The organism is Komagataeibacter intermedius TF2, assembly GCF_000964425.1.
In the GTDB taxonomy this organism is placed as follows: domain Bacteria; phylum Pseudomonadota; class Alphaproteobacteria; order Acetobacterales; family Acetobacteraceae; genus Komagataeibacter; species Komagataeibacter intermedius.
The window spans coordinates 1-25,477 of sequence record NZ_BANF01000138.1 but is presented as its reverse complement, the minus strand read 5'-3'; the positions used below and the strand labels follow the sequence as shown (position 1 = coordinate 25,477).

The 25,477-nt window shown below is 63.5% G+C and carries 25 protein-coding genes; 11 read left to right on the top strand and 14 right to left on the bottom strand.

Annotation, left to right across the window (positions count from 1 at the left end; genetic code table 11):
* Genes B7449_RS14110 through B7449_RS14100 form a run of 3 tightly spaced genes read right to left on the bottom strand, consistent with a single transcriptional unit; the run spans window position 1 to window position 2,293 of the window.
* Complete coding sequence (locus B7449_RS14110; RefSeq protein ID WP_039735188.1) at window positions 1–759, bottom strand: glycine betaine ABC transporter substrate-binding protein; 759 nt, start codon at window positions 757–759, stop codon at window positions 1–3.
* 37 nt (window positions 760–796) lie between these two features.
* Entirely contained in the window at window positions 797–1,414 is a 618-nt protein-coding gene (locus tag B7449_RS14105; protein WP_048883736.1) for a Dabb family protein, read from the bottom strand.
* Between the two features lie 54 nt (window positions 1,415–1,468).
* Entirely contained in the window at window positions 1,469–2,293 is an 825-nt protein-coding gene (locus B7449_RS14100) for an acyl-ACP desaturase (RefSeq protein WP_039735187.1), read from the bottom strand.
* 184 nt (window positions 2,294–2,477) lie between these two features.
* Here B7449_RS14100 and sucC point away from each other — a divergent pair, with 184 nt between their 5' ends.
* From sucC to B7449_RS14065, 7 genes are all read left to right on the top strand, one after another.
* Entirely contained in the window at window positions 2,478–3,677 is a 1,200-nt protein-coding gene (sucC, locus tag B7449_RS14095) for an ADP-forming succinate--CoA ligase subunit beta (protein WP_039735186.1), read from the top strand.
* A gap of 4 nt (window positions 3,678–3,681) precedes the next feature.
* Window positions 3,682–4,554, top strand: coding sequence for a succinate--CoA ligase subunit alpha (gene sucD, locus B7449_RS14090; RefSeq protein ID WP_039735185.1), 873 nt, complete (start codon window positions 3,682–3,684; stop codon window positions 4,552–4,554).
* Window positions 4,555–4,661: 107 nt separating this feature from the next.
* Window positions 4,662–5,681, top strand: coding sequence for a biotin synthase BioB (gene bioB / locus B7449_RS14085; RefSeq protein ID WP_010514538.1), 1,020 nt, complete (start codon window positions 4,662–4,664; stop codon window positions 5,679–5,681).
* Window positions 5,682–5,766: 85 nt separating this feature from the next.
* Window positions 5,767–6,402 (top strand): 7-carboxy-7-deazaguanine synthase, encoded by a 636-nt coding sequence (gene queE, locus B7449_RS14080; RefSeq protein ID WP_039735184.1) that lies wholly within the window; start codon window positions 5,767–5,769, stop codon window positions 6,400–6,402.
* 1 nt (window position 6,403) lies between these two features.
* The gene (gene queC, locus B7449_RS14075; RefSeq protein ID WP_039735183.1) at window positions 6,404–7,141 is read left to right on the top strand and encodes a 7-cyano-7-deazaguanine synthase QueC; all 738 of its coding nucleotides are present in this window, start codon (window positions 6,404–6,406) and stop codon (window positions 7,139–7,141) included.
* Window positions 7,134–7,661, top strand: a complete 528-nt coding sequence (locus B7449_RS14070) for a 6-pyruvoyl trahydropterin synthase family protein (protein ID WP_039735182.1) — start codon at window positions 7,134–7,136, stop codon at window positions 7,659–7,661. Before queC ends, B7449_RS14070 begins: the two co-directional genes overlap by 8 nt.
* Window positions 7,662–7,695: 34 nt before the next feature.
* On the top strand, window positions 7,696–9,156 hold the full coding sequence (locus tag B7449_RS14065; protein WP_039735181.1) for a SulP family inorganic anion transporter: 1,461 nt from the start codon (window positions 7,696–7,698) through the stop codon (window positions 9,154–9,156).
* A gap of 234 nt (window positions 9,157–9,390) precedes the next feature.
* Here B7449_RS14065 and B7449_RS14060 read toward each other — a convergent pair whose 3' ends face one another.
* From B7449_RS14060 to B7449_RS14015, 10 genes are all read right to left on the bottom strand, one after another.
* Complete coding sequence (locus B7449_RS14060) at window positions 9,391–9,963, bottom strand: GNAT family N-acetyltransferase (protein ID WP_244465763.1); 573 nt, start codon at window positions 9,961–9,963, stop codon at window positions 9,391–9,393.
* A 138-nt stretch (window positions 9,964–10,101) separates the two neighbouring features.
* Window positions 10,102–10,989 (bottom strand): hypothetical protein, encoded by an 888-nt coding sequence (locus tag B7449_RS14055; RefSeq protein ID WP_039735179.1) that lies wholly within the window; start codon window positions 10,987–10,989, stop codon window positions 10,102–10,104.
* Window positions 10,986–11,939 carry an MlaD family protein gene (locus tag B7449_RS14050; protein ID WP_010514546.1) on the bottom strand — a complete coding sequence of 318 codons (954 nt, stop codon included), beginning with the start codon at window positions 11,937–11,939 and terminating at the stop codon, window positions 10,986–10,988. The genes B7449_RS14055 and B7449_RS14050 overlap by 4 nt, the downstream gene beginning before the upstream one ends.
* On the bottom strand, window positions 11,939–12,634 hold the full coding sequence (locus tag B7449_RS14045) for a P-loop NTPase family protein (RefSeq protein WP_039735178.1): 696 nt from the start codon (window positions 12,632–12,634) through the stop codon (window positions 11,939–11,941). Before B7449_RS14045 ends, B7449_RS14050 begins: the two co-directional genes overlap by 1 nt.
* Before the next feature lie 2 nt (window positions 12,635–12,636).
* Window positions 12,637–13,527, bottom strand: a complete 891-nt coding sequence (locus B7449_RS14040) for an MlaE family ABC transporter permease (protein WP_039735176.1) — start codon at window positions 13,525–13,527, stop codon at window positions 12,637–12,639.
* Window positions 13,524–15,869, bottom strand: coding sequence for an adenylate/guanylate cyclase domain-containing protein (locus tag B7449_RS14035; protein WP_039735174.1), 2,346 nt, complete (start codon window positions 15,867–15,869; stop codon window positions 13,524–13,526). Before B7449_RS14035 ends, B7449_RS14040 begins: the two co-directional genes overlap by 4 nt.
* Before the next feature lie 98 nt (window positions 15,870–15,967).
* Window positions 15,968–16,651 carry a DNA polymerase III subunit epsilon gene (gene dnaQ / locus B7449_RS14030; RefSeq protein WP_039735209.1) on the bottom strand — a complete coding sequence of 228 codons (684 nt, stop codon included), beginning with the start codon at window positions 16,649–16,651 and terminating at the stop codon, window positions 15,968–15,970.
* Window positions 16,648–17,277: a dephospho-CoA kinase gene (gene coaE / locus B7449_RS14025; protein ID WP_039735173.1), complete on the bottom strand. Its 630-nt coding sequence runs from the start codon at window positions 17,275–17,277 to the stop codon at window positions 16,648–16,650. Before coaE ends, dnaQ begins: the two co-directional genes overlap by 4 nt.
* Window positions 17,278–17,288: 11 nt before the next feature.
* A complete protein-coding gene (locus B7449_RS14020; protein ID WP_039735172.1) occupies window positions 17,289–18,155 on the bottom strand; it encodes a shikimate dehydrogenase in 867 nt (288 codons plus the stop codon).
* A 43-nt stretch (window positions 18,156–18,198) separates the two neighbouring features.
* Entirely contained in the window at window positions 18,199–19,014 is an 816-nt protein-coding gene (locus B7449_RS14015) for an N-formylglutamate amidohydrolase (RefSeq protein WP_039735171.1), read from the bottom strand.
* A 224-nt stretch (window positions 19,015–19,238) separates the two neighbouring features.
* Here B7449_RS14015 and argH point away from each other — a divergent pair, with 224 nt between their 5' ends.
* Window positions 19,239–20,678, top strand: coding sequence for an argininosuccinate lyase (gene argH, locus B7449_RS14010; protein ID WP_039735170.1), 1,440 nt, complete (start codon window positions 19,239–19,241; stop codon window positions 20,676–20,678).
* Window positions 20,675–20,836, top strand: coding sequence for a hypothetical protein (locus B7449_RS21365; protein ID WP_010514558.1), 162 nt, complete (start codon window positions 20,675–20,677; stop codon window positions 20,834–20,836). Before argH ends, B7449_RS21365 begins: the two co-directional genes overlap by 4 nt.
* A 9-nt stretch (window positions 20,837–20,845) precedes the next feature.
* Here B7449_RS21365 and B7449_RS14005 read toward each other — a convergent pair whose 3' ends face one another.
* Window positions 20,846–21,244, bottom strand: a complete 399-nt coding sequence (locus tag B7449_RS14005; protein WP_039735169.1) for a cytidine deaminase — start codon at window positions 21,242–21,244, stop codon at window positions 20,846–20,848.
* A 78-nt stretch (window positions 21,245–21,322) separates the two neighbouring features.
* Between B7449_RS14005 and lysA the strand changes: the two genes are divergently transcribed.
* Window positions 21,323–22,693, top strand: a complete 1,371-nt coding sequence (lysA, locus tag B7449_RS14000) for a diaminopimelate decarboxylase (RefSeq protein WP_039735168.1) — start codon at window positions 21,323–21,325, stop codon at window positions 22,691–22,693.
* Window positions 22,690–25,437: a DUF4175 domain-containing protein gene (locus B7449_RS13995; RefSeq protein ID WP_039735167.1), complete on the top strand. Its 2,748-nt coding sequence runs from the start codon at window positions 22,690–22,692 to the stop codon at window positions 25,435–25,437. The genes lysA and B7449_RS13995 overlap by 4 nt, the downstream gene beginning before the upstream one ends.
* Window positions 25,438–25,477: the final 40 nt, after the last annotated feature.

The following is a 25,477-nucleotide window of genomic DNA, read 5'->3' as shown; positions in this document are numbered from 1 at the left end:
TCAGCGCGGCAGCAGCTTGCCGCGCTGCCATGCCTCGGCCGCGTCATCGGCACTCATGCCGTCAAAGCGCATGGCGTGATCCAGCGCGCTGACCACCTTGTTGCCCAGCGTCAGTTCATCCAGTTCATCCAGCAGATCCTGATCCATGTCCCCCTTGATGGCGGAACGCAGCAGGATACGGGCGTCCTGTTCGGCCCCGAATGCCCCCTTCGGATCATCCAGCTGCACAAGGCGCTGCCCGTAATGCAGGAAGGACGGCTGCCAGGTCGGGATGATTTCAGGCAGGCCACCGGCAAGGACATGGGCCGCGTGGTCACAGGCTTCCGCGTCGGGACGGCTGGCGATGGTGTATCCCGCTTCCGTCAGGTTGTAGGCGGCGACGACCTGACGCACGCGGTCAAGGATGGATTCCGGGGTCACGATCTCACGGCCGATGGGGCAGCCCTCACCCGCCAGCTGGGCCACCGACGCGATGCCGGTCGCCGCGGCTTCAGGCACGCACCAGCCAAAGGCGGGACGGTAGAGCTGGCCAAACGCCTCCATGCCCAGGTCGGGGGCAAGAAAGGCCGCATCCACATCGGGCAGCCATGCGGACACGAACAGGTCCACATCGCCACGGCGCATGTGTTCCACCATGTCGTCACGGGTGGCCACGACGTATTCGATTTCAAGTTCGTAGGCTTCCAGCACGCGCGCCACCGCCGCCGCCGATGCCTGCTGCAGGGTGTTGTCCAGATGACCCAGGGTCACGGTTGTCATGTAATCTTACTCCATTAATGGGAATGCGCCCGGCGTGTCAGCCCTGCTGCAGGGGCACGCGCAGGCGACCGGTCCGGACCGGGGCCTTGGGCTGGGGATGCCCGGAAGGAAGGGCATAATCGAACACGAGGGTGCTGACGATGAAGGGGGCCGCGAATTTCTTGAAGGCTTCGTGCGCGGGATCGAAATAGGCCGGATCGGTCACGACGGGACGACCGACATAATAATTGCGGTCGCCTTCCGAACGGAATGTGACCACGAAGGCCTGCTGAAGCCCTTCATCCAGACCCTCGCCACTCATCTGCGCGCCCGTCTCGATGGAAGTGACGACCGGGCTGCCATCGCTGCGCCGGGAAATCTGGCGCAGCGCCATGAAGCGGCGCACGACCTCCGCGCGCTGGGCGTCGGTAATGGTGGGCAGGAAACGGAACATGACGATATGCCGCACCGTGCCCGGATGGAACGTGGGGGCCGTGAAGTGCAGCAGCCCGACCTGGGATGCGATCAGCCGCTCGGCATGGGCGGCGTCGCTGATCTGGGCTTCGGGCGGGGTATCCGTCCCCGCCGCATCGGGGGCGGCGGGTGCGTCGGCCCGCGCCGTGCCCGCCACAAGCAGGCAGCCTGCCGCCAGAAGGGCAAGATACCCCGTCTTCATGTCCCGAACCTTCATTATGTCTGTCTTCATTCCTGTCTGTCGTGTGGGATGCGCTCAGGCTACGGCCATGACCCGCGCAAATTTGCGCTGGCGCATCATGAGCAGGCGATACACCGCCCGCGCGATCAGCGCATGCAGCCGCCCGTGCGGCGTCCAGCCGATGGTCTTGAGGATCATACCCGTCACCCGCACGGCATGGCGCGGCTGGTAAAACCGCAGCGCACGCGACATGTAGGCGGCAATGCAGCGCTTGTGGTCATAGGGCACGGTGCTGGGTTCATTGGTGGTATGGAAAGCAGAGGCCAGTTCGTCATCCTCGCTTTCCGTCACCCGCCCCAGCGCGATGCGCGTGCGCTGCCACACCCCAAGGTGTTCGCGCTGCAGGTAGCGGTGCATGTGGTCATAGAACAGCTTGAAATGGCGGTATTCATCCGCCGCGATCTGGCGGCATATCGCCCTGAGCACCGGTTCGTCCGTCGCATCGGCCAGTGCGGTATAGAATGACGATGTGCCCGTTTCCACCATGCAGCGCGCGATCAGTTCCCCCGTGCGCGACCCGCGGATGGAGGCATCGACATCCAGATCCAGCCGGTAGGACTGCCGGTACCGGTCAAACGCCGCCATGTAGTCCCATGACGGGTCCGCCAGCATGGCCCACCGGCCCAGCGCGTCACCATGCTGGACTTCTTCCTGCGCCCAGTTGTCCGCCGCCCTGCTGAAATCGGGGTCATCGGCGAACACATTTTTCAGGTAACAGGCATAATCCAGGCCATTCCGTTCCACGACCGATGCGGCCTTGACCAAGGGGACAATGTCAGGGTCCACACGTCGCGGATCGAAACGGTCCCAGTTCATCTGTTCAATGCGCCAGTGTTTCATCGCTACCTGTCTTCTGCATTTTCTCCATGACGGCGCGCCGCGCGTGCCACTGCTGGAGAGGACATGACACATGTTTCATGATTACGCCAATCCCGCATCCATCCCACCCCTGTCATTCCGGGGCCATATCGTGCTAGGGGCGTAGCCCGACACCGCCAATAAGAACGACAGATTGGGTCGCCAAATGAATATTCACGAATATCAGGCAAAGGCGCTTCTGCGCTCCTACGGCATGCCCGTGCCTGAAGGACGTGCCGCCACCACCGTTGCGGAAGCTGCTGCCGCCGCCAGCGCCCTGAACGCGCCCGTTACCGTGGTCAAGGCGCAGATCCACGCCGGTGGCCGCGGCGCCGGGCATTTCGCGGGCAAGCCCGGGGGCAAGGGCGGCGTGCGCCTGGCCCGCAGCGCGGACGACGTGACTGACGCGGCACAGGCCATGCTGGGCGAAGTGCTGGTCACCAAGCAGACCGGCCCCGCGGGCCGCCTTGTCCGTACGCTGTATATCGAATCCGGCTGCGATATCGCGCGCGAACTGTATTTTTCCATGCTGGTCGATCGCAGCACGGGCCAGATCGTCATTGTTGCCTCCCCCGATGGCGGCATGGAGATCGAGGACGTGGCGGCCCGCACGCCTGAACGTATCCTCAAGGAATATATCGACCCGGCCAAGGGCCTGTGTGATTACCAGTCACGTGACGTGGCCGTGCGCCTTGGCCTGAAAGGTCGCGAGATCAGAGCGTTCCAGAACGTCGTGCGTTCCGCCTACAGCGCCTTTACCGGGCTTGATGCCGCGATCGTGGAAATCAACCCGCTGGTCGTGACCGGGACGGGCGACCTGCTGGCGCTGGACGCCAAGATGTCGTTCGATGAGAACGCGCTGTTCCGCCACCCGGACATCGCAAAACTGCGCGACGTGCACGAAGAAGACCCGCGTGAGCGTGAAGCCGCCGAATACGGGCTGGCCTATGTCGGGCTGGACGGCAATATCGGCTGCATGGTCAACGGCGCGGGCCTGGCCATGGCGACGATGGACATCATCAAGATGGAAGGCGAGGAACCCGCCAACTTCCTTGATGTCGGTGGCGGCGCGTCCAAGGAACGGGTGGCGGCAGCCTTCCGCATCCTGATTGGCGACCCCAAGGTGCGTGGCATCCTGGTCAACATATTCGGCGGCATCATGCGCTGCGACGTGATTGCGGAGGCCATCATCGCCGCATCGCACGAAACCAGGCTGAACGTGCCGCTGGTCGTGCGTCTGGCTGGCACGAATGTCGAACGCGGCAAGGCGCTGCTGGCTGAATCCGGCCTGACCATCATCCCCGCCGATGATCTGGGCGATGCCGCCCGCAAGATCGTATCCGCCGTCCGTAATGCGGGAGCCTGAGTGAATGTCCATTCTTGTCAACCAGTCCACCAAGGTGATCACGCAGGGCTTTACCGGCGCGCAGGGCACCTTCCATACCGAACAGGCCATTGCCTATGGCACCCGCATGGTCGGCGGCGTCACGCCGGGCAAGGGCGGCAGCCTGCACCTTGGCCTGCCGGTATTCGACACCGTGGCGCAGGCACGTGAGGCCACAGGGGCCGACGCCTCCGTCATCTACGTGCCGCCCGCCGGTGCGGCGGATGCGATCCTTGAGGCGATCGCCGCCGGTATCCCGCTGATCGTGTGCATTACCGAAGGCATTCCGGTGCAGGACATGGTGCGCGTGCGTGCTGCCCTCGACCGCTCCGACAGCCTGCTGGTCGGTCCGAACTGTCCCGGCATCATCACCCCCGATGAATGCAAGATCGGCATCATGCCCGGTCCGATCCACCGCCGGGGCCATGTGGGCATCGTCTCGCGCTCGGGCACCCTGACCTATGAAGCCGTGGCGCAGACCTCGGCCATCGGGCAGGGGCAGAGCACCTGCGTCGGCATTGGTGGCGACCCGGTCAAGGGCATGGACTTTACCGATGTGCTGGAACGCATGATCGCGGACCCGGACACGCATTCCATCGTCATGATCGGTGAAATCGGCGGCACATCCGAAATTGATGGCGCCGAACTGATCCGTGCCAGCGGCACGCGCAAGCCGGTGGTGGGCTTCATTGCAGGCGCCACCGCACCGCCGGGCCGCCGCATGGGCCATGCGGGCGCCGTCATTACCGGCGGCCACGAAACCGCCAGAGCCAAAATCGAGGCCCTGCGTGAAGCGGGCATCCATGTCGCCCCCAGCCCGGCCGAACTGGGCACGACACTGGCGCGCGTGCTGGGCTGACCCCAGCTTCCGGCGATGGCCCCATAACAATAAAAGTGTGGTCATCGTCGGCTTTGTATGGCACAGCCGGAAGCGTTTTCCACCTGACCACCAGAGGATCCAGACCGATGCCCGATGGGAGCAGCCCGGACACCCTGTCCATGCACGCCGGGGCCACCAGCCTGCCCCCCATAAGGACAGACTGGACGCGTGATGAAGTTGCGGCCCTTATGGCCCTGCCATTCCCGGACCTGATCTACCGGGCGCAGACTGTGCATCGCGCCCGCTTCGATCCCACGGAAATGCAGATTTCCACCCTGCTGTCGATCAAGACCGGCGGGTGCCCCGAAGACTGTGCCTACTGCCCGCAGAGCGCCATGCATGAAGATGGCGGCGTCAAGGCCAGCCGCCTGATGGCGGTGGAGGAAGTGCTGAAGGAAGCCCGTGCGGCCAAGGCTGCCGGGGCCGCGCGCTTCTGCATGGGGGCCGCGTGGCGCAGCCCCAAGGACCATGATCTGGACACCGTGTGCGCCATGGTCGAGGGCGTCAAGGCGCTGGGACTGGAAAGCTGCGTGACGCTGGGCATGCTCGACAACACGCAGGCACATAAGCTGAAGTCCGCGGGGCTGGATTACTACAACCACAACATCGACACCTCGCCCGAATATTATGGCGACATCATTTCCACCCGCACCTTTCAGGACCGGCTGGACACACTGGAAAACGTGCGCGACGCCGGGATCAATGTCTGCTGTGGCGGCATTGTCGGCATGGGAGAAGACAGCACGGACCGCGCCGGCATGATCGCGGCGCTGGCCAGCCTGCCCCGCCACCCCGAAAGCGTGCCGATCAACATGCTGGTCCGGGTGGAGGGCACGCCGCTTGCGGACAGGTCGGACGAAACGGTCGATCCGATCGAATTCGTCCGCACCATTGCCGCCGCCCGCATCACCATGCCCGCCAGCCGCGTGCGTCTTGCCGCAGGCCGCGAGGACATGACCGATGAGGCCCAGACGCTGTGCTTCCTTGCTGGCGCCAACTCCATTTTCTATGGCGAACGCCTGCTGACAACCCCCAATCCCGCCGCCCTGCGCGACCGGCAGTTGCTGGACCGCCTTGGCATGCATACATCACACAGACAGGGCTGAACCCGACGCAGCCGGGCGCGGGACCGGCTGGGGCAGTTCCCACGCGCGGCCCGCTGCTGGCCGCGTGCAGTATGAAATCTGGAACATGTCCTATACCGTAAAGGAAATATTCCCCACCCTGCAGGGTGAGGGCGCGCAGGCGGGCCGTACGGCGGTATTCTGCCGGTTTACAGGCTGCAACCTGTGGTCCGGCCTGGAACGCGACCGCGACCGGGCGACCTGCCGGTTCTGTGATACGGATTTTATTGGCACGGATGGCGCCGGTGGGGGCCGTTTCGCCAGTCCTGACGATCTGGCTGACGCCATTGCACAGCAGTGGCCGACACCGGACAGAAATGCCGCCTTTGTCGTCTTTACCGGCGGCGAACCCCTGTTGCAGCTGGATGACGCGCTGATCGCGGCCCTTCATGCGCGTGGCTTTGAAATTGCGGTGGAGACCAACGGCACCCTGCCCGCGCCCGATGGTATCGACTGGATATGCGTCAGTCCGAAAGCGGGCGCGCCACTGGTCCAGACGCGCGGGCATGAACTGAAGCTGGTCTTTCCCCAGCCCGACCTGATGCCCGATCAGGTGGCCGGGCTTGATTTCCGGCAGTTCTGGCTCCAGCCCATGGATAACGCCCGCCGTGCCCAGAACACTGATGATGCGGTCACATACTGCATGCACCATCCACAATGGCGACTGTCATTGCAGACCCACAAGCTGATCGGGATCCCCTGACATGAGCGTTTCCCCTCCCCCTTCCCATCCTGAAAACGAAGCGGCGCTGGTGCTGTTTTCCGGTGGACAGGATTCGGCCACCTGTCTGGCATGGGCGCTGTCGCGTTTTGGCCGGGTGGAAACGCTGGGGTTCGATTACGGACAGCGCCATGCAGTCGAACTGGAATGCCGTGACGCGCTGCGTGATGGAATGGCGACAGAAAATGCCCAGTGGGCGCAGCGCCTGGGCGCGGACCATACGCTCGACCTTGCGGCCCTTGGCACCGTCTCGGACACGGCGCTGACGCGCGAAGCCGAAATCACGATGAATGAAAACGGCCTGCCCAATACATTCGTGCCCGGCCGGAACCTGATTTTCCTGACATTTGCGGCAGCCCTGGCCGCGCGCCGCCATATCCGCCATATCGTGACCGGCGTGTGCGAGACGGATTATTCCGGCTACCCGGACTGCCGCGACGACACGATCAAATCCCTGCAGGTCACGCTCAACCTGGGTATGGACAGCCATTACGTGCTGCACACGCCGCTTATGTGGATCGACAAGGCGCAGACATGGGAACTGGCCCGCCAGCTGGGCGGTAATGCGCTTGTCCGCCTGATCAACCGTGAAAGCCACAGCTGCTACCTTGGCACGCGCGGCACGCTGCATGCATGGGGACATGGCTGCGGCACCTGCCCCGCCTGCCAGTTGCGCAAGGCGGGGTGGGAGCAGTTCATGGCGGCGCGCCAGCATGTTTGAACTGGTTTTTACCCGGCGCTTTTCCATGGCGCACCGGCTGCTGTCCGGTGATAGCGAACGCTGCGCCCTGCCCCACGGCCATAATGAATATATCCGTGCACACCTGCGCGCCACGAACCCCACAGCGCTGGATGGCCACGCCAACATGGTCATGCCCTTCCAGCGCGCGAAGGGTGTGTGGCATGGTTTTATTGACAACCATGTCGATCATGCCCTGCAACTGGCGGAAAACGATCCGCTACTTGCATGGTTTGCCGGGAATGAGCCACAGCGTGCACGGCGCATACTGGTCACACCCGGCGATCCCACGACCGAACTGCTGGCCTGTCTGCTCATGGCCAAACTGAACGCCTTCCTTGCGGCTGATGGCGGGGCGCTGACCTGCGCCAGCATCGAAATCGAGGAAACGCCCACCAACACGGTCCGTTACAGTGGCGACCCGCTGGCAGTTTTGCCCCAGCCCCGCACTGCCCCGCACTGCTGGTGGCGACGTGCGGACACGACCATTTCCGATACCTGATTATCCTTCTGCCCCGAAAGGCCCCGTCTTTTTCATGTCTGCACTCGCCCGCTACCGTCAGGAATGGTTCGGCAACATTACGCGTGACACTCTGGCCGGTATGGTCGGCACGTTTGCGCTGATCCCCGAAGTCATTGCTTTTTCCTTTGTCGCCGGGGTCGATCCCGCAGTCGGGCTTTATGCGTCCTTTGTCATAAGCGTGGTCATTGCCTTTACCGGTGGCAGGCCGGGCATGATCTCGGGCGCAGCCGGGTCCGTGGCGCTGGTGGCGGCAGCCCTGGTGCGTGGACACGGAGTTCAGTACCTGCTGGCGGCGACCCTGCTGTGTGGGCTGCTGCAGGTCGTCTTCGGCGTCCTGCGCCTGCATGTGCTGATGCGGTATGTCTCGCGCCCGGTGCGGACCGGATTCGTCAATGCGCTGGCAATCCTGATCTTTTCAGCACAGGTCCCGCACATGCTGCATGTGACATGGCATACCTATGCCATGATCGCGCTGGGGCTGGTGATCATCTATACCCTGCCGCGTCTTTTTTCGGCCATCCCGTCGCCGCTGATCTGCATTTTGGTGCTGACCGTGGTATCGGTCCTGTGCCCCATGCCGCTGCACACGGTGGCGGACCTTGGCCGCCTGCCTGACAGTCTGCCGCATCTGGTCTGGCCGGATGTGCCGTTCTCACTGGATACCCTGAACATCATCGCCCCCTACGCACTGGCCATGGCCAGCGTAGGCATGCTGGAATCCATGATGACGGCGCGCGTGGTGGACGACCTGACGGAAACCCACAGCAGCAAGCGACAGGAATGCATGGGGCTGGGGGTCGCCAATATCGCAGTCGGCCTGTTTGGCGGGATTGCGGGCTGCGGCATGATCGGACAGACAGTGGGCAACCTGCGCTATGGCGGACGGGGGCGGCTGTCCACCTTTGTTGCGGGCGCGTTCCTGCTGCTGCTTATGGTGGTGCTGCGTCCGTGGGTTGCACAGGTGCCGGTGGCCGCCCTTGTGGCCATCATGATCATGGTTTCGGCCAGTACGTTCTCCTGGTCCTCGCTGCGTGACCTTGTCCATCACCCGCGCACCACCAGCGTCATCATGCTGGCGACGGTGGCGGTTGTCGTTGGCACGCATGACCTTGCCGCCGGGGTGGCCGTGGGCGTGCTGCTGAACGGACTGTTCTTTGCCTTTCAGGTATCCAGCATGCTGTCGGTCAGCAGCACGCTGTCCGATGACGGCACGCGACGCACCTATATCGTGAACGGACAGGTCTTTTTCGCATCATCCGACGGGTTTGCCGATGCGTTCGACCTGCATGATACGGCCCGTCACATCACGATCGACCTGACGCATGCCCATATATGGGACATGACGGCTGCCGGCATGCTGGAAGAACTGATTGGCAAGATGGAGGCGCAGGGCATGGACGTACAGCTGATCGGCCTGAACGGTGCCAGCACAAAACTGCTGGCACGCCATACACGCCTGCAACCAGCGGACTGAAAACGCGATGGTGGTCGTATCAGGCGACCACCGATCAGGCGTTCAGTGGGTGTGGTTGCTGCAAGGACCAGCCCCCCTGCGGAAGGAAACTGAGTGGCTAATTCCGAATAAAGAATTGATAAAAAATAATAAAAGTTTCTGGATGGCACTTTTTTAAAAAAGTGCCGTTTCCCGAGGCATTTTGAAAAAAAAACGTCACCAAAAACGTTTATCAGATTCACAGTCAGACAGTCTTCAGGCGATTTTCCGGGCCAGCCACTCCTCACGAGTTATTTCCCATCGCTCAGCTGGCAATTGATCGCCGCACAGAAAATCACGGTGGAACCGCTCGACAAGCCGCATGCCCGTCTTGTGTGAGATTGCGCTCGAGGCCCGGTTTTCCTCGGCCTTGGCAGTGCGCAGGACTGGCTGCGCCAGTACGGTGAACCAGTAATCGGTCACGGCCTCGACCGCTTCGGTCATCAGGCCCTGTCCCTGCCATTCCGGCGCAAGCCAGAACCCCCGGTTATCCCCTTGCGGTTTTTTTTCACTTTTCATCAAGGTGATCACGCCAATCAGCGTGTCAGAGGCCTCACGCGGCCGGATCGACCATTCCCACAGTTCGCCACGCACCATGGCGGGCAGGGAAATATCCCGTATGTAGGTCAGCGCCGCATCCGGGCCATAAGGCCAGGGAATGCGACGGGACAGATACTTCACGATTTCCCACCGGGGAAAGGTCTGCTGCAGCGCAGGGGCATCCTTCACCCCCAGCGGCCGTAAATACAGGCGTGGGGTTTCCAGGATCGGCAACCCCGCGCCTTTCACCTGCTCCTGTTCCATATCCCAGCATTGATCGGGATACGGAACGGGTCAAGACGCAGCCCATGTGTCCTGAACCCTGTGGATGGAATCATACGGAAAAGTGTTACAGCCGGGTCGGCCGCACATGCGCGGCGTGACCCTTTATTTTTTCTTCGTCGTTGCTGTCGCAGGTAGCGCAAAGGGATCAACGGCAGTGGTGGTGCCCGCCAGTTTCGCCCATTGATCGGCTGTCGTCTTGTCTCCCGCCTGCAGCGAGCTCTGGCTGGCGCGGGTATAAAGCTGTGCGGCAGCCTGCGTATTTCCTGCCTTGGCCGCTGCACGACCGGCAACGCCAAGGGCGCGGGCCATATCACGGTAATCCACCTGTGTCTGGCGAATGGTCGCCGCCTGCATCGCGTCCTGCATCGCGGTCTGCGTGCTGCCACCAGTAAGCAGCAGGTTACGGGCGGCGATTTCCTTCGCGTCCGCCGTCCAGCCATCCGGCAGCTTTCCGGTCAGGTTGGCAAAATAGGCATCAACAGAAGCCAGCGTGGCCTGATCCCCGCTGTCATCGGCAATCAGCCCCCGGATCAGCTGGGCTTTCTCGACAATATCGGTGTCCTGCGCGCCTGCGGCGCGTGCTGCAGCCGCAGCCGCTTCGGTCTCCCGCCCCAGCCGGTGCAGCGCGCCTGCCTGCACCAGATCCAGACCGGCATCATCGCCCGTCTGGCCACGCGTCGCCAGGGCCGAACGCGTCGCGGTTACCGTGGACAGCGCATCCTGCGGCTTGCCTTCATCCAACTGCACCGTCGCAAGGTTGTAGCCAGCATCACCTATGGCCGTCACATCATCGCGTGCAATGGCCCGCTGCCCGGCTGCACGGTACTGCTGCTCCGCCACGGCAAGACGCTCAAGCCCCACGGCATCCTTCGCTGTATCCATGTCCTGCGACAGGGTGGTGTCGCTCGGCTGAGTGACAGCCTGCCCCCCGCCACATCCTGCCAGCGCCAGGGCAAGGCCGAGGGTGGCGTATTCCTTCTTCATTCTCATGGCTGCACCTTCTGCGCCGGAAGACGGGCATGGGCATGCTTCGCCGTCTTGTTGCCGTTGCCGCCCAGTATCCACAGACCACGCATCTGATCGACCAGCTTCTGCAGGCTGCTGGCGGTCGTCTGCGCCTGCACCAGAAGCACCGGCAACTGCTGGCTGGCATCCTTCAGGTTCTGGGTAATGGCCGGGGAGGCGTTGCTCAGATCACCTGTCGCCTTCTGCACGTTGGTCATGCTGGCGCTGGCCTTGTCCATGACGCCGGCAAGCTGTTTTTCAATCGGCGTCAGCTGGCTGACCGTCGCGTTCAGGCTGGTGATCATCTGTTCCGCCTGGCGGATCAGGTCATCATTGGTCATGAGACGCCCGATGGAGCCCTTGCCCGCATGCATGTCCGTAATGGTGGCGTCCAGCGTCGCCATCATATGCTGGGCATTATCCAGAACCGGAATGACACGGTCACGGATGTCACTGAAGGTCTGGGTAATGGTATCAGCCGGGTTCGGGGCGTTGGTGGCGCTCAGCACCGCATAGCTCCAGTCCAGCTTGTCCCCTGTCCCGCGTGAAATATCGATGTAGCTGGCCCCGGCCACGACGAACTGCTTGCGGATGATGGCCGTGCTGTCGCGGCGGATATAGGGTTCGATGTCGGGATCGATTTCGGCAATGGCGTACATGCCGCCCGCCGGGTTGATCCGCACGCGCCGCACGGTGCCGGCATGGATGCCCATCACCTGCAGGTCATCACCGACCGACAGGCCACTGACCCCGTTTTCAGGCAGCACAATCCGCAGCTTGCCCGCAGGGGTTAGCCAGTCACGCAGCACGCCAGCTTCTATCACCGCCCCAAGCAGGATGACAAGGGACACAAGGACAAGTATCCCCACCCATTCATCGGCGTAACGGACACGCACAAGCTGCCGGATTCCGTCTGACTGTTGTTTCTGGACCATTACACCACCCGCATGGGAAAAAGACCTTCATCAAGAAGGCGCATGTGGATATTCACCGCCTTGCGATATTCATGCCACGCTGCTGCTGACCGCACGAACCATAACACGCCACAGCCGCGATCCCGCGCCGCGGTCATCATTTCAAGGAACGGCAGGATATTCTCCTCTGGAAGCGTGTCGGATATATCCTCCAGCACCAGCAGGTCCGGCCGCCCCACAAAGGCCCGCACACATGCCGCCCGCGCCAGATCCGCCCCCGACAGCCGGTCAGGCGTCGAGGTGGGCAGGCCGGGAAAACCAAACCGGTGCCCCAGTTCCGTGGCGGACAGGACCACACGATCAAACGGGTCCGTTGTATGGTACAGGTGCGGCAGCATGATATTGAGATGCGTGCCAAACAGGTTGAGCCAGCTGCTGCTGCGTGAAATGCGGCCGATACGCCCCCGCAGCGCGTTCAGCTGCCGGTCGCGCAGCGTGCTCCAGTCCAGCCCCATGAACTTGATACTGCCCTGCGTCAGCGAAATCATGCCCGAGCACAGGTCCGCGAACATGGCGGCGCGTTCGAAATCACGGCAGTCGATCACCGCGCACTCACCGGGCATGATACGCAGGTTATAGGGCGCGGGCATCAGGCCGCTTTCCTCGAATGACGGGACGGCATCACGCAGTTCCAGCAGGGGAGCGTTGGCTGTCATGGTCAGAAATCCAGCATGAAGAGGACGTTGACCACCAGCACCAGCATGATCCCGCGCGCGAACCCGCGTGGCATGATGGTGGCCATCGTATCATTACTGCTGACGGTCAGCCCCGAAATGCAGGACCCCAGCCCGACGAAGAAGCCAACCAGCACGAATTTAAGCGGAATGATCAGGTAATCCCACGTAGTCATCGCCGCAAGGACATTGAAAAAGAACGTCCAGACTGACGTCGTGATCGCCCCCGTGGAATGCGCGATGACAAACCCCATCAGCAGCGACACGACCGCGAAGATCATGCCCAGCGTGAAGCCGCCCAGCGTGAAGGCAAACGTACGCGGCATGACCAGCGCCAGAAACGGGTCGATACCACGCGCCTGCAGGGCACGTACTTCCCCACCCAGCACCATCATGCCGATTTCCGTCAGGGACAGCATGCCACTCCGCCCCATCAGGATGATACCGACAAGGATGGGCGAGATTTCACGCACCAGCACGGATACGAGGATAGACCCCGTCATCTGCGCCATGCCTGCAAACCCCAGCCAGTACGCGGCCTGCGACACCACCATGAGACCCGTCAGCGTCGCGGTGACCACGATGCTCAGGAACCCGCCACTGACAACCTGCCTCAGTGATGCACGGAATTCATAGATAACCGGCCTGCGCCATGAATTGGGCCGCAGGCTTTCGCGGATGGTGCCCCATCCGGCCCCGATCACCAGCAGGGTGAACCGGATCTGATGGCGCGTCAGGCGCCCGATGGCGGCAAGCCACGGCGCGAAACGCCGCAACAGATGGACAAAGCGACCGGCATCGTCCGGCTGTGGGCCGGAAAACGGGTTCGTCTGCGGTGCCGTGTGATCAGGGGCTAGGGGTGGCGTATCGGTCATCGCCGTCCGGCCAGCACATAGGTCCGTGTCAGCCCCATGCCGGGAATGAAGAACCGGCCACGTTCACGGAACAGGAAATACTGACGCAGGCGCTGATAGACATTTTCCGACACCTGGATCGTGCCGACATCCGGCGCGCCCTGCGCCATCATCTCGGCCATGCCCATCGCATCGCCCCACAGGTTGAATGCCTGTGGGTTCTTGCCCAGCATGCCGCCGAATACCGGCCCCACGTCAATGCCGATGCGGAAGACCGGGTCAAGATCGGCCTGCGACAGCATGGCCAGCACGTTTTCACGCATCATGAGCGCGGCATTCGCCATACGGAACACCGCCCCCTTGTCCGGCGTGCGCGAACACCCCGCGACGCAGACGACCCGGTGCCCCAGCATGCGGATGGAATACAGCCCGCACTGGTGGGCGATATCCTGCAGCGTGCCGGCCATCGTATCGATCAGCTTGATATTCGCGGCCGGATCATTCTGGGCCGTCATGATCATGTCAGACAGGCTGATGACCATGATGGTGACGGCGGGATAGAACCCGTCCAGCTTCGTCAGGTCCACGCTGCCGGCCTGCCCGTTAATGGACAGCGCACCGGGCGACAGCAGGAAACCCTGACTGGGGTCCTGGGGTTCCTCTTCGCCTGTGGCGGGCTCTGATTCCAGTTCCTCTCGCGCGGCGGCCACCGCCGTATAATGCTGCGCGGAGAAACGGGCCGCCGCGACACCTGCGATCATGTCCACGAAGTGGGAGACCATTTCCGCGCGGGGGGCGTCTTCCAGCGTAATGACACCTACGGGACCGCTACTTCCCTGGATCGGGTTGCAGAACAGCGAACTGCTGCCAAAGGCCCGCATGTACACGCGGTAGAAGGCTGTCGTTCGGTCATCGGTCGATGCATTGGTTGCGACCAGCGCATCACCATGGGAAACGGCATCAAAGAACTTCTTCAGGTCCGTGGTGGCCATTTCGAAGCCACCGGAATGCACGTCCTGCTGCCTGTCATAGGAATCAATGCACATGAGCGTATGCCCGTCATGCAGGATACGCCATATGGCGGCGCGGCGGGCATGGGACTGGTCGGCCAGTGTCTCGGTCAGGACAAGGGCGTTGTCCTCCGGATTGAACAGGTCAGGATAGGCCGCGACCGACTGCAGGGCGTGGCTTTCGTAATTGGCGACGGCTTCGCTCTGACGGATCCTGTTGCGCAGGCGGTCACTGCGCCGCGCCTGCAGGAACAGAAGCAGCCCGAAGCCCAGCGCCATGATCACCACCAGGACGAAGAACAGCAGGTTCTGCCGCCCGTCCGCCATGGCGAAGCGCGAAAAATCGTCTTCGGGCGCGACCAGCAGCAGAACCCAGCTATCCTTGCCAACCGGCAGGTTGGCGGTGATGGTGACATACTGCCGGCCTTTTACCTTGACCGTACGGGCCCCATAACCATGGACGCGATATTCATCGAACGCCTTGGTCATGACCGGGAATTTCCCCGGGTCCAGCGTCATCTTTGACGGATCGCCATGCGCCTTGGTCTGCGTTTCCTGCATGCCGTGGCCGGCGACGACATGCCCGTCCTGATCAAGCAGGATCGCGGTACCGCTTTCACCAATTTTCAGCGAATTGAGAAAACTGTTGAGATGATTGAGGGACATGTTGATGGCATAGACATACGTCTTGTCATTACTGCCCTTGTACGGAACCGCCGCCGTAATGGTGACCTGCTTGGTCACCTCCACCATATAGGGACGGGTCCAGAATTCCTGTCCCGCCTTGACCGTATCGGCAAACCAGCCATGCCCGCGGGGGTCGTACGTGCCCGCCGGGGTCTGCCACTGTTTCAGCAGCTTGCCATTGTCGTCACGCAGTTCATGGCTGAAGCTGGCCTGGGGCGTGCCGACGCCATGCAGGGTGGTCAGCGCGGTCTCGCCCTGCTTTTCCCCATGTTCCAGCGTGCTGAAATTGCCGTCGCTGTCGGCAATGTAGAAGGACTGGATCTGCGGAACATTCCGCATCATGGTGCTGCTGTAGCCGGTGAAGATCTTCTGCTCCACCTCTGGCGCGCCATGTTCAAGCATGTCGCGCGCCACGATCGCCCCGGCAGAGGCTGGCATGAGGAAGGAACTGACTTCCTTGGCGACATAATCCTGCTGGCTGACCAGCAGGTCATGCGTCAGGGTCAATGCGCCAGTGCGAACAGTCCGGTAGGAATGCCACCCCACACCAGCAATGACGGCAATGACCGAAACCACACCGGCCACCGGAATGCCGATATGAAACAGGAAGCGTCTGAACTGGTCGGAAGGGGCAATCGTGGGATCGACAATCTCGTCCGTGGCCAATGCTCTCTTCCTGTTTCAATACGTCAGGTACGAATAATACGTGGCAGGTTAGACCAAACGTCCCGGCGGGACCACTCCCATTGTTACATACCGCCCATTCAGGCGAGCCACAGCGGGTCCGACAGATGTCCGACAAACGCCTGATGGGCTTCAAGTTCCACCGGATCGGGCCTGACGCGCACCGGAACATGCCCGGCGGGACGCGCATAGGTATAGGTTGCGATCCCCCCGCCGCCATTATCATCCACCGCCAGGCTGAATCCGCGCTGCCTGCCGCCGGTCAGTTCCAGATAGACCGCCGCCAGCAGTTTGCAGTCGAGCAGCGCGTTATGGGTGGTACGTTCCGACAGGTCGATGGAAAAGCGGCGGCACAGGGCATCGAGACTGTTGGGCATGCCCGGGAAACGCTCCCGCGCCATATCCAGCGTATCGACCATCCGCCCCATATCAAGTTCCGGCAGGCGCGCGCGCGACAGTTCCGCGTTCATGAAGCCAAAGTCGAAGCGGGCATTATGCGCGATCAGGGGATCAGTGCCGACAAATTCCAGAAAATCCGGGGCGATTTCCGCGAATTTCGGCTTCCCTTCCAGATCCGCCCGCGTGAAGCCATGCACGCGCGACGCTTCTTCCGGCACGTCGCGTTCCGGGTCAATCAGGACATGGAAACTGCGCCCCGTGGGCAGGTCACCCACCAGTTCAAGGGCCGCGATTTCAATCACCCGGTCCCCCTTGAGCGGATCAAGGCCGGTGGTTTCCGTATCAAACAGGATGGTACGTTTCATGCTCGCTTCCCCCCGGCTGCCGCCCATGCGGCGGGACTTCCTTCGCGCAGTGCATACAGCAAACGCCTGACCTGCCGCACCGTTTCGTGGCGCGACAGGCCGGTTTCAATAATCACGTCGGCCCGGCGCCGCCTTACGGCATCGGGCATCTGCCGGGCGATGACGGCATCGATCTGGGCCGGCGTCATCCGCCCCCGCCGCAGCACGCGCTGGCGCTGTATGGCCGCGGGCGCGCTGACCACCACCACGCGGTCGCATATCCGGTCGGTTCCGGTTTCAAACAGAAGCGGGACATCCAGCACGATCCACCGGCAGCCATCGCGCCGGGCGCGCGCCAGAAACCGCTGACGCGCCCGGCGCACCAGCGGGTGGATAATTCCCTCCAGACCACGCATGACCACAGGATCGGACAGCGCCGCCTGCCGCAATACCGCGCGGTCCAGCACGCCATCATGCACCGAACCGGACACCAGCCGCCCGATGGCAGGCAGGGCCGCCCCATGCGGGGCCTGCAGGGCGGCAACAGTGGCGTCGGCATCGAACACCCGTATGCCCGCCCGTTTCAGCAGGGCGGCCGTCGTGGACTTGCCCATGCCGATCCCGCCTGTCAGCCCCAGCACGCGCATGGCGGCCCCGTTCAGTCCGCGTGCGTGCGGTGCAGGTCGGCATCCAGAAGGGCTTCGACCTCCGGCCCGATATCCGGTGTCGCCCCAAACCATTTTTCAAACCCCAGCCCGGCCTGATGGATCAGCATGCCCAGCCCGTCGACGGTACGCAGCCCACGTTCCGCCGCCTGCCTGAGCAGCGCGGTCTGGCGCGGCACATAAACGATGTCACAGACAACCAGCCCGGCATCCGCACGCGCCAGATCCAGCGGAAGCGTGGCGTCCGCCCCTCCTTCCATGCCGATGGACGTGGTGTTGACCAGAAACTGGCACGATGACAGCATCTCTCCTGCTGCGACCCAGTCAATGACGGTAATGCCCGCAAGCTGTGCCGCCAGTGCATCCGCCCGTGCGCGGGTGCGGTTGGCCACGACAACATCCACCCCCCGGTCCAGCAGGCTTGCGGCAATGGCGCGCGCCGCCCCGCCTGCCCCCAGCAGCAGGGCGCGACCACCTGTAACGGGAATTCCATGCGCCTCCACATTGGCCACGAACCCGTCGCCATCGGTGGAATATCCTTCGATCCTGCCATCGGATGCAAAAACCAGCGTGTTGACCGATCCCGAACGTCGGGCCGAACGGTCCAGGCGGTCCACGATCCGGTAGGCCGATTCCTTGTGCGGAATGGTCACGTTCACGCCACGGAATCCTGCCGCCTGCAGCCCCCGCACCGCGACATCGAACGCACCCGGCGCCACGGGCAATGGAACATATGCCCCGTTGATCCCACGCTGTCCCAGCCAGAAATTATGCATGAGCGGCGAGCGCGAATGCGCCACCGGCCAGCCGATCACCCCGGCCAGAAGGGTATGCCCGTCAATGCGTGGCCTGCGTTCCATTGTCTTCCAATCCATCAAATGCCGGATATGTTGATACGGGTGGCTAGTGCCTGAAATCTTCCCATGCCTGCGGCAGGATGCGGGCCAGGCGCTGCGCCCATTCCGCCTGCCCCTGCGCGGTGGCGATCAGGTCCTGGCGTATCTCGATTTCCAGATAGGGCACCCCGCGCCCTTCAGCATGGACCGGCACGGTATAATCACTGACATCCGTCAGGGCATAGGGTTCATTGCTGCCGACCACCAGCCCGTCTTCCGCCGCCAGCAGGTCACGCACCCGCAGGCCGAAGGCCGGGTTGCGATTATGCAGCACACCCGTATGCCATGGCCGCGCCATGCCGTTCATGCGGTCGGTAAAGCTGTGCAGGGACACCAGCACCACAGGCCGCCCGGCCTCCAGCCGTGTCGAGATCTCGCGGCTGATCCGGTCGTGGTATGGCAGGAAGATTTCCTCCACCCGGCTGCCTTCTTCCGCTGCCGTGATATCGATATTGGCCGGAACCCGCGTGCCGTCACTTTCACGCACGATGGATGTCGGGTGCCCCGGCGCGCGGTTGCAGTCGATCACAAGGCGTGAATAGGCCTGTTCGATCAGCACGCAGTCCAGTTCCCGCGCCAGCAGCCGCCCGGTTTCGGCCATTCCCAGGTCGCAGGCGATATGGCGTGCGTGATCAGCGGCGCTGACCCCCATATCCCCCAGCGCGGACGGGATGCCGCGCCCTGCATGATCGCTGACCAGTACGAACGGCAGGCCGGGCGGCATGACGCCATCAAGCGCGGAGGTGCCATACTGGATGACGGGAGCCGGATCATCCTGCGTCAGCAACCGTAACGGCTCCTGCGCAAGGGCTGTATGCTGCATTGTGCGGGACATCCTGTGCCATGGGCGGGTTCGCCCCGATGTTACAGGTCCCGCCGCGGGAGTGAAAGACCCCTGCCGCCCATCCATCGCATGGGACGGACTGCCCGCCACGCGAACGATTGTATCTGCCGCGCCAGATGGGTAGGGTGCGCCGCATGTGATGGCGTCATGCCACAATGCACGAGACACGATCCTTTTCACACTTGGGGTAGCTGGAACACAGGATGCCGGGGAACGCAAAAACGCCGACCGATCACGACGCGCAGAAGGCGAACGCACAATGGGGCGGCCGCTTTGCCGGGGGACCGGCGGCGATCATGCAGGACATCAATGCCTCGATCGGTTTTGACAGGGCCCTGTGGCGGCAGGACATCGCCGGATCAAAGGCCCATGCCGCCATGCTGGCGAAAACCGGCATCATTTCCGATGCGGATGCCCGCGCCATTACCGAAGGGCTGGACCAGATCGGGCGTGAAATCGCGGCTGGCACCTTTGAATTCAGCACCGCGCTGGAAGATATTCACATGAATATCGAAGCCCGCCTGTCCGACCGGATTGGCGAGGCGGGAAAGCGCCTGCACACCGCACGGTCGCGCAATGACCAGGTTGCGACCGATTTCCGCCTGTGGGTGCGCGACGCGATCGACGGGCTGGACCAGCAGGCGGCGTCCCTCATGCGCGCGCTGGCGCGGCGGGCGACGGAACATGCCGCGACCCCCATGCCCGGCTTCACCCACCTGCAGACCGCGCAGCCCGTGACCTTTGGCCATCACCTGCTGGCCTATGTGGAAATGCTGGCGCGTGATCGTGGCAGGCTGGCGGATGCACGGCGCAGGCTGAACGAATCCCCACTGGGATCGGCAGCCCTTGCGGGCACGTCCTTCCCCATCGACCGGGACATGACGGCACGGGCGCTGGGCTTCGACCGCCCCACGGCCAATTCGCTCGATGCGGTGTCGGATCGTGATTTCGCGCTGGAATACCTGTCCGCGCTGTCCATCATGGCCGTGCACCTGTCGCGGCTGGCGGAAGAAATCGTGATCTGGTGTTCCGCCCCCTTCTCCTTCATCCGCCTGTCCGATGCCTTCACGACCGGGTCGTCCATCATGCCGCAGAAGCGCAACCCCGACGCGGCGGAACTGGTCCGCGCCAAGGGCGGACGCATTACCGGCGCGCTGGTTGGCCTGCTGACCGTGATGAAGGGCCTGCCGCTGGCCTATGCCAAGGACATGCAGGAAGACAAGGAACCCGTCTTCGCCGCGACCGATGCCGCCGCGCTCAGCCTTGCGGCGATGGATGGCATGATCCGCGACCTCAGCGTCAATGCGGATCAGATGCGCGCCTATGCCGGATCGGGCTTTTCCACCGCAACCGACCTGGCCGACTGGCTGGTGCGGGTGCTGAAGGTCCCCTTCCGCACGGCCCACCATGTGACCGGCCGCCTGGTTGGCAGGGCGGAAGCGAAGGGCGTCGGGCTGTCTGACCTGACGCTGGAGGAAATGCAGGCGGAAGAGCCGGGCATCACCGCCGACATCTTCACCGTGCTGGATGTCGATTCCTCCATCGCCTCGCGCACCAGCCATGGCGGTACGGCGTCGGGCAACGTGCGTGCGCAGGCCACGCGCTGGCTTGATACCCTGGGGACGGAAGGAAACGACAGATGAACATCCACCTTCGCACGCGCGGGCGCAGCATCATGCTGCTGACACTGCTCGGCCTGGTTGCCGCCTCCACGCTTGGCGCGTGCGGGCGCATCGGGCCGCCGCACCAGCCTGCGGGTTCGCGGAACTATTACATGACCTACCCCAACCCGCAGCGCTGATACCTGCATTCAGGCCAGATTATCGGGCCCGAAACTGTCTGGCAGCAGTTCCGCCAGCGTGCGGACCAGCAGGATCTCCCCTGTGGGCGACGCCATGGTGACGGGCGTGTCAGGGCTTGCGAATTCCCTGATTTTCTGCCGGCATCCCCCGCATGGGGGACAGGCGGTATCCACGCCGCCAGATATTGCGACACGGCGGATATGCCGACCGCCCTGCGCCACCATGGCCGCAATGGCCCCGGCTTCGGCACAGGTGGCTTCGGGGTAGGCCGCATTTTCAACATTGCAGCCTGAATATATCTGGCCGTCCGTGGTTTCCACCGCCGCCCCCACCAGAAAGCGTGAATACGGCGCATAGGCACGCAGCCGGATATCAACGGCAGCCTGTATCAGGGGATCATTGTTCATAACCGGCTTCTCCTTCTCGTTCTTTCATGCGTCAAGCACCTTGGAAGCAACGGGGCAAGGCGGTATCGTGCGGACATCATGGCTGATGCTACCCCTACCTGTCGTGGACAGGACCCATCCGTTGCCGCCCTGCTGGCCGTCCGTCCGGCGCTATCCATGCATGCCATGGATGGACTTGTGCTGGAAGACGTTCCCCTCAACGCCATTGCCGATGCGCTTGGCACGCCCACTTGGGTCATGAGTGCGGGGACCCTGCGCGCACGGTACCGCAGGCTTGCCGCGGCCCTTGCGGCCACGGGCCGCCCTGTTTCCATTCATTTTGCCGTCAAGGCCAACGACCACCTGGCGGTACTGCGCGTGCTGGCCGCCGAAGGAGCCGGAGCCGACGTGGTCAGCGGCGGTGAACTGCGCCGCGCCATGATGGCAGGCATCCCTGCGGCCAGAATCGTCTTTTCAGGCGTAGGCAAGACGCTGGAGGAAATGCGCTGCGCCCTGCAGGCGGGCATCGCGCAGATCAATGTGGAAAGCGCCGAGGAGCTTGAGCTTCTCTCCGCCGTGGCGGAAGCCGAAGGGCTGGAAGCACGCGTGGCGCTGCGCATCAATCCCGATGTCGATGCCGGCACCCATGCCAAGATCACGACCGGCCTCGCCACCAACAAATTTGGAATTCCCTATGACCGCGCGGTTGAACTTTATGCCCGCGCCGCCACTTTACCGGGTATCCGGCCCGTCGGGCTGGCAATGCATATCGGCAGCCAGATCGTGCGCATGCAACCCTACCGCACCGCCTATGCCAGACTCGCTGACCTTGTCCGCGCGATCCGCGCGCGGGGGCTGACGGTTGAAGCCCTGGACTGTGGCGGAGGACTGGGCATTTCCTATCGTGATGAAACCGAAGGCGCACCCGAAGCCCTCGCCGCCGCCATCCATGCCGAACTGGGTGACCTGGGCACACGGCTTGCCATTGAACCCGGGCGCTGGCTGGCTGGCCCCGCCGGCGTGCTGCTGTCCACCGTGATCCTGCGCAAGACGGGATATGACGGCATGCCGCCGTTCCTTGTGCTGGATGCCGCGATGAATGACCTCATGCGTCCCAGCCTGTATGATGCATGGCATGGTATCGTGCCCCTGTCCGCCACGACCGCCACGGCCCCCACCGAACAGGTGCATGTGGTGGGGCCGGTATGCGAAAGCGGCGACACCTTCGGCCATGACCGTACCCTGCCGCATATGGATGCCGGGGCGCGCGTGGCGCTGCTGGATTGCGGGGCCTATGGCATGGTCATGAGTTCCACCTACAACGCCCGCCCGCTGGCGGCACAGGTCATGGTGGATGGAAACCGCTGGTCCGTCATCCGTGAACGCCAGCAGCCCGAGGACCTGTGGGCCTCCGACCGTATTCCCGACTGGGTGGAGGCAACCCTCCTCCCCGCTGGCGGAGGCCTATGACAGCCGGGCAGGACAGCACCCAGCCCGGCGGCAGCCTGCCGCGACGCCTGGCCCGTGCCCGCCAGCAGGCGCGCCGTGCCCTGTGGGTGGAACAGCTATGGCCGCTCATGCTGCCTGCGGTTGATGCCACCATGGGGGTTGCGCTGCTGGGGCTTGCGCGCCTGCCCCAGCACATGCCCGACAGCCTGCATGCTGCCCTCCTGACAGGGACAGGAGCCGGAACACTCTATGCCACGTGGCGGCAGTGGCGTGGCATCCATCCCCCCACCGCGTCCGAAACCGACCGCCGGGTGGAACAGGCATCCGGCCTGACCGGCCAGCCGCTCCGCACGCTGCATGACCGGCCCGCCAACGCCATCACGCCCGAAACCACCTATCTGTGGCAGGTCCACCTGCACCGCACCACGGCGGCACTGGGCCGCCTGCGGGGTGGGTGGCCGCGCCCGCGCCTGCGTGGCGCCACATGGTGGGCGGCCACGCCGGTCCTTGCCTTACTGCTGGCTGGCGGCATGATATGGAGCGGCGACCATGCCGCAAGCCGGGTTACGGCAGCCTTCCTGCCCGGCACGGATGATGCCGATACCCCTGCCCCCCAGATCAATGCATGGATCACCATGCCCGACTACGCGCCCGGCGCGCCGGTTTTTCTGGATGCAACACATACCAGCGCCACCGTCCCCGCGGGCGCGCAACTGACCATAACGCTGAACGGGCTGAATGGCCGTCCCGCCCTGCGCATGCATGCCAGCGGGCCATCCCCCGCGATCGGTCCCCATGATTTTCACGCCCTGGGCAATGCAAGCTGGAATGCGCAGGCGACCCTTCTGGCCAGTGGCACGCTGCGCCTGCGCGGACGCGGACGTACGCTGGGGCAATGGAACCTGACCGTAACACCCAATCCCGCGCCGGACATCGCGTGGGGCAAGGATCCCGGCAGCCGCGAAGGTGAATGGCGCACCCGCCTGCCCTACCACGTGGCCCAGCCTTACGGGATTGCCGCAATGCATGCGGAGCTGGTCATGCCCGACGGCCCACAGGATGTCCTGACGGTGCCGATCCCGCTGAATGGCCACCCACATGTGGCAGATGACGTGGCAACACCCGACCTGTCACAAAATCCGTGGGCGGGTGAGGACGTGACCGCGCGCCTGGTCGCCACCAGCACCAGCGGCATGACCGCGACCTCCGCCTCCATCCGGCTGCGCATGGGGGCACGGCCCTTCAGCAATCCACTGGCCAAGGCGATACTGGATATCCGCAAGCGCGTAGCCCTGCACCGCGAAAACCGGGCACAGGCAGCGCGTGAACTGCTGGCGCTGGGTCAGGCCGACACGATGCTGACCCATCATGTCGGCCTGCTGCTGGCATTGACCAGCGTGGCCGCCGTGCTGGGTGACGCGGATGACGTGACCGATGATTACGCCATTACGCAGGCCACCGGACGGCTGTGGTTCCTTGCGCTGGATATCGAACACAACCGACGGGACATCAGTAACGAGCAGGCTGACTTTGGCGTTCAGGCGGCACAGGACGCCGTACGCGAACAGCTTGAACACATGCGCGACATGGGCCCCAGGGGACAGGGACCGGAACAGCAGGCGGAACTGCAGCACCGCATGCAGGCGCTGAAGGACGCGATTTCGCGCAAGATGCAGGCGCTGGCGCAACAGGCAATGCGCGAGCATTCGGCCATTCCCGCCATGCCGGAAATGACATCACGCGGTGAACAGAACATGGCCCGGATGATGCAGCAGTTGCAGGACGACGCCGCCAATGGCCGCAATGCCGATGCAATGCAGAAGCTGCAGCAGATGGAGGACATGGCCAACGGCATCCGCAACGCCACCCCGCAGGACATGATGCAGCTGGCGCAGCAGATGCAGGCCCGCCAGCAGGCGAAGGAACTGCGCCACGCATTGCGTGATCTGATCAGCCGCCAGTCCCAGTTGCTGGACCACGCCCAGTCCCGCATGGATCAGACCCAGCGCCAGCAGGACCGTGACGCCGCCAGCCGCCAGACCGATATGGATGAGGAAGGCGGCGACCTGTCCTCCATGTCCACAGCCGACCTGCTGCGCCAGCTTGGCATCACGCCATCCGGCGGTGCGCCCCAGCCGCAACAGCAGGCCGCCCCCCCGCCACCGGAAAGCATGACGCCGGAAGCCCACACGGCGCAGCAGCATGCCGACCGGGCCATGCAGCACGCCCTGTCCCGCGCGCTGCATGAACTGCAACGCGAATTCCGGCAGGCCAGCGGCAAGGACATGCCCGCGCTGGACAAGGCACAGACGGACATGAAGGCCGTACGCGCAGCACTTGGCGCGGGCAAGGACCCCGATGCGGCAGCGGCCGAGAAAAAGGTTCTGGCGGACCTGCAGCAGGGCGACCAGCAGATGCGCCAGTCCATGCGCAGCCAGAGTGCGCATGGCGGCATGACCGTGTTCCTGCCCATGATGTCGCAGGAGAATGGCAAGGGCAGCCATGGCAGTGGCGGCAACCACCCCGGCGGCCAGGATGATGAGGACGACACCGACCAGCAGGCCGAAGGCAAGGGCGATCGTGACCCATTGGGTCGCAAGACCGGTGGCACCCATGCGGGCATGGATAACGACACCCATGTGCCTGACAATGTCAGCCGCGAACGCGCGCGTGAAATTGAGCAGGAACTGCGCCGCCGCGATGCTGACCGCACCCGCCCGCCAGAAGAACTGGAATATCTCGACCGGCTGCTTCGCGCTTTTTAGAGCATTCTGTGATTAGATTGATGCATATCCAGAGTTCTTG

What these genes read in the sequence shown, in the direction of transcription:
- B7449_RS14110 (WP_039735188.1), bottom strand. Translation starts at nt 759, where the DNA reads ATGACAACCGTGACCCTGGGTCATCTGGACAACACCCTGCAGCAGGCA.
- B7449_RS14105 (WP_048883736.1), bottom strand. Translation starts at nt 1,414, where the DNA reads ATGAAGACGGGGTATCTTGCCCTTCTGGCGGCAGGCTGCCTGCTTGTG.
- B7449_RS14100 (WP_039735187.1), bottom strand. Translation starts at nt 2,293, where the DNA reads ATGAAACACTGGCGCATTGAACAGATGAACTGGGACCGTTTCGATCCG.
- sucC (WP_039735186.1), top strand. Translation starts at nt 2,478, where the DNA reads ATGAATATTCACGAATATCAGGCAAAGGCGCTTCTGCGCTCCTACGGC.
- sucD (WP_039735185.1), top strand. Translation starts at nt 3,682, where the DNA reads ATGTCCATTCTTGTCAACCAGTCCACCAAGGTGATCACGCAGGGCTTT.
- bioB (WP_010514538.1), top strand. Translation starts at nt 4,662, where the DNA reads ATGCCCGATGGGAGCAGCCCGGACACCCTGTCCATGCACGCCGGGGCC.
- queE (WP_039735184.1), top strand. Translation starts at nt 5,767, where the DNA reads ATGTCCTATACCGTAAAGGAAATATTCCCCACCCTGCAGGGTGAGGGC.
- queC (WP_039735183.1), top strand. Translation starts at nt 6,404, where the DNA reads ATGAGCGTTTCCCCTCCCCCTTCCCATCCTGAAAACGAAGCGGCGCTG.
- B7449_RS14070 (WP_039735182.1), top strand. Translation starts at nt 7,134, where the DNA reads ATGTTTGAACTGGTTTTTACCCGGCGCTTTTCCATGGCGCACCGGCTG.
- B7449_RS14065 (WP_039735181.1), top strand. Translation starts at nt 7,696, where the DNA reads ATGTCTGCACTCGCCCGCTACCGTCAGGAATGGTTCGGCAACATTACG.
- B7449_RS14055 (WP_039735179.1), bottom strand. Translation starts at nt 10,989, where the DNA reads ATGAGAATGAAGAAGGAATACGCCACCCTCGGCCTTGCCCTGGCGCTG.
- B7449_RS14050 (WP_010514546.1), bottom strand. Translation starts at nt 11,939, where the DNA reads ATGGTCCAGAAACAACAGTCAGACGGAATCCGGCAGCTTGTGCGTGTC.
- B7449_RS14045 (WP_039735178.1), bottom strand. Translation starts at nt 12,634, where the DNA reads ATGACAGCCAACGCTCCCCTGCTGGAACTGCGTGATGCCGTCCCGTCA.
- B7449_RS14040 (WP_039735176.1), bottom strand. Translation starts at nt 13,527, where the DNA reads ATGACCGATACGCCACCCCTAGCCCCTGATCACACGGCACCGCAGACG.
- dnaQ (WP_039735209.1), bottom strand. Translation starts at nt 16,651, where the DNA reads ATGAAACGTACCATCCTGTTTGATACGGAAACCACCGGCCTTGATCCG.
- coaE (WP_039735173.1), bottom strand. Translation starts at nt 17,277, where the DNA reads ATGCGCGTGCTGGGGCTGACAGGCGGGATCGGCATGGGCAAGTCCACG.
- B7449_RS14020 (WP_039735172.1), bottom strand. Translation starts at nt 18,155, where the DNA reads ATGGAACGCAGGCCACGCATTGACGGGCATACCCTTCTGGCCGGGGTG.
- B7449_RS14015 (WP_039735171.1), bottom strand. Translation starts at nt 19,014, where the DNA reads ATGCAGCATACAGCCCTTGCGCAGGAGCCGTTACGGTTGCTGACGCAG.
- argH (WP_039735170.1), top strand. Translation starts at nt 19,239, where the DNA reads ATGCCGGGGAACGCAAAAACGCCGACCGATCACGACGCGCAGAAGGCG.
- B7449_RS21365 (WP_010514558.1), top strand. Translation starts at nt 20,675, where the DNA reads ATGAACATCCACCTTCGCACGCGCGGGCGCAGCATCATGCTGCTGACA.
- B7449_RS14005 (WP_039735169.1), bottom strand. Translation starts at nt 21,244, where the DNA reads ATGAACAATGATCCCCTGATACAGGCTGCCGTTGATATCCGGCTGCGT.
- lysA (WP_039735168.1), top strand. Translation starts at nt 21,323, where the DNA reads ATGGCTGATGCTACCCCTACCTGTCGTGGACAGGACCCATCCGTTGCC.
- B7449_RS13995 (WP_039735167.1), top strand. Translation starts at nt 22,690, where the DNA reads ATGACAGCCGGGCAGGACAGCACCCAGCCCGGCGGCAGCCTGCCGCGA.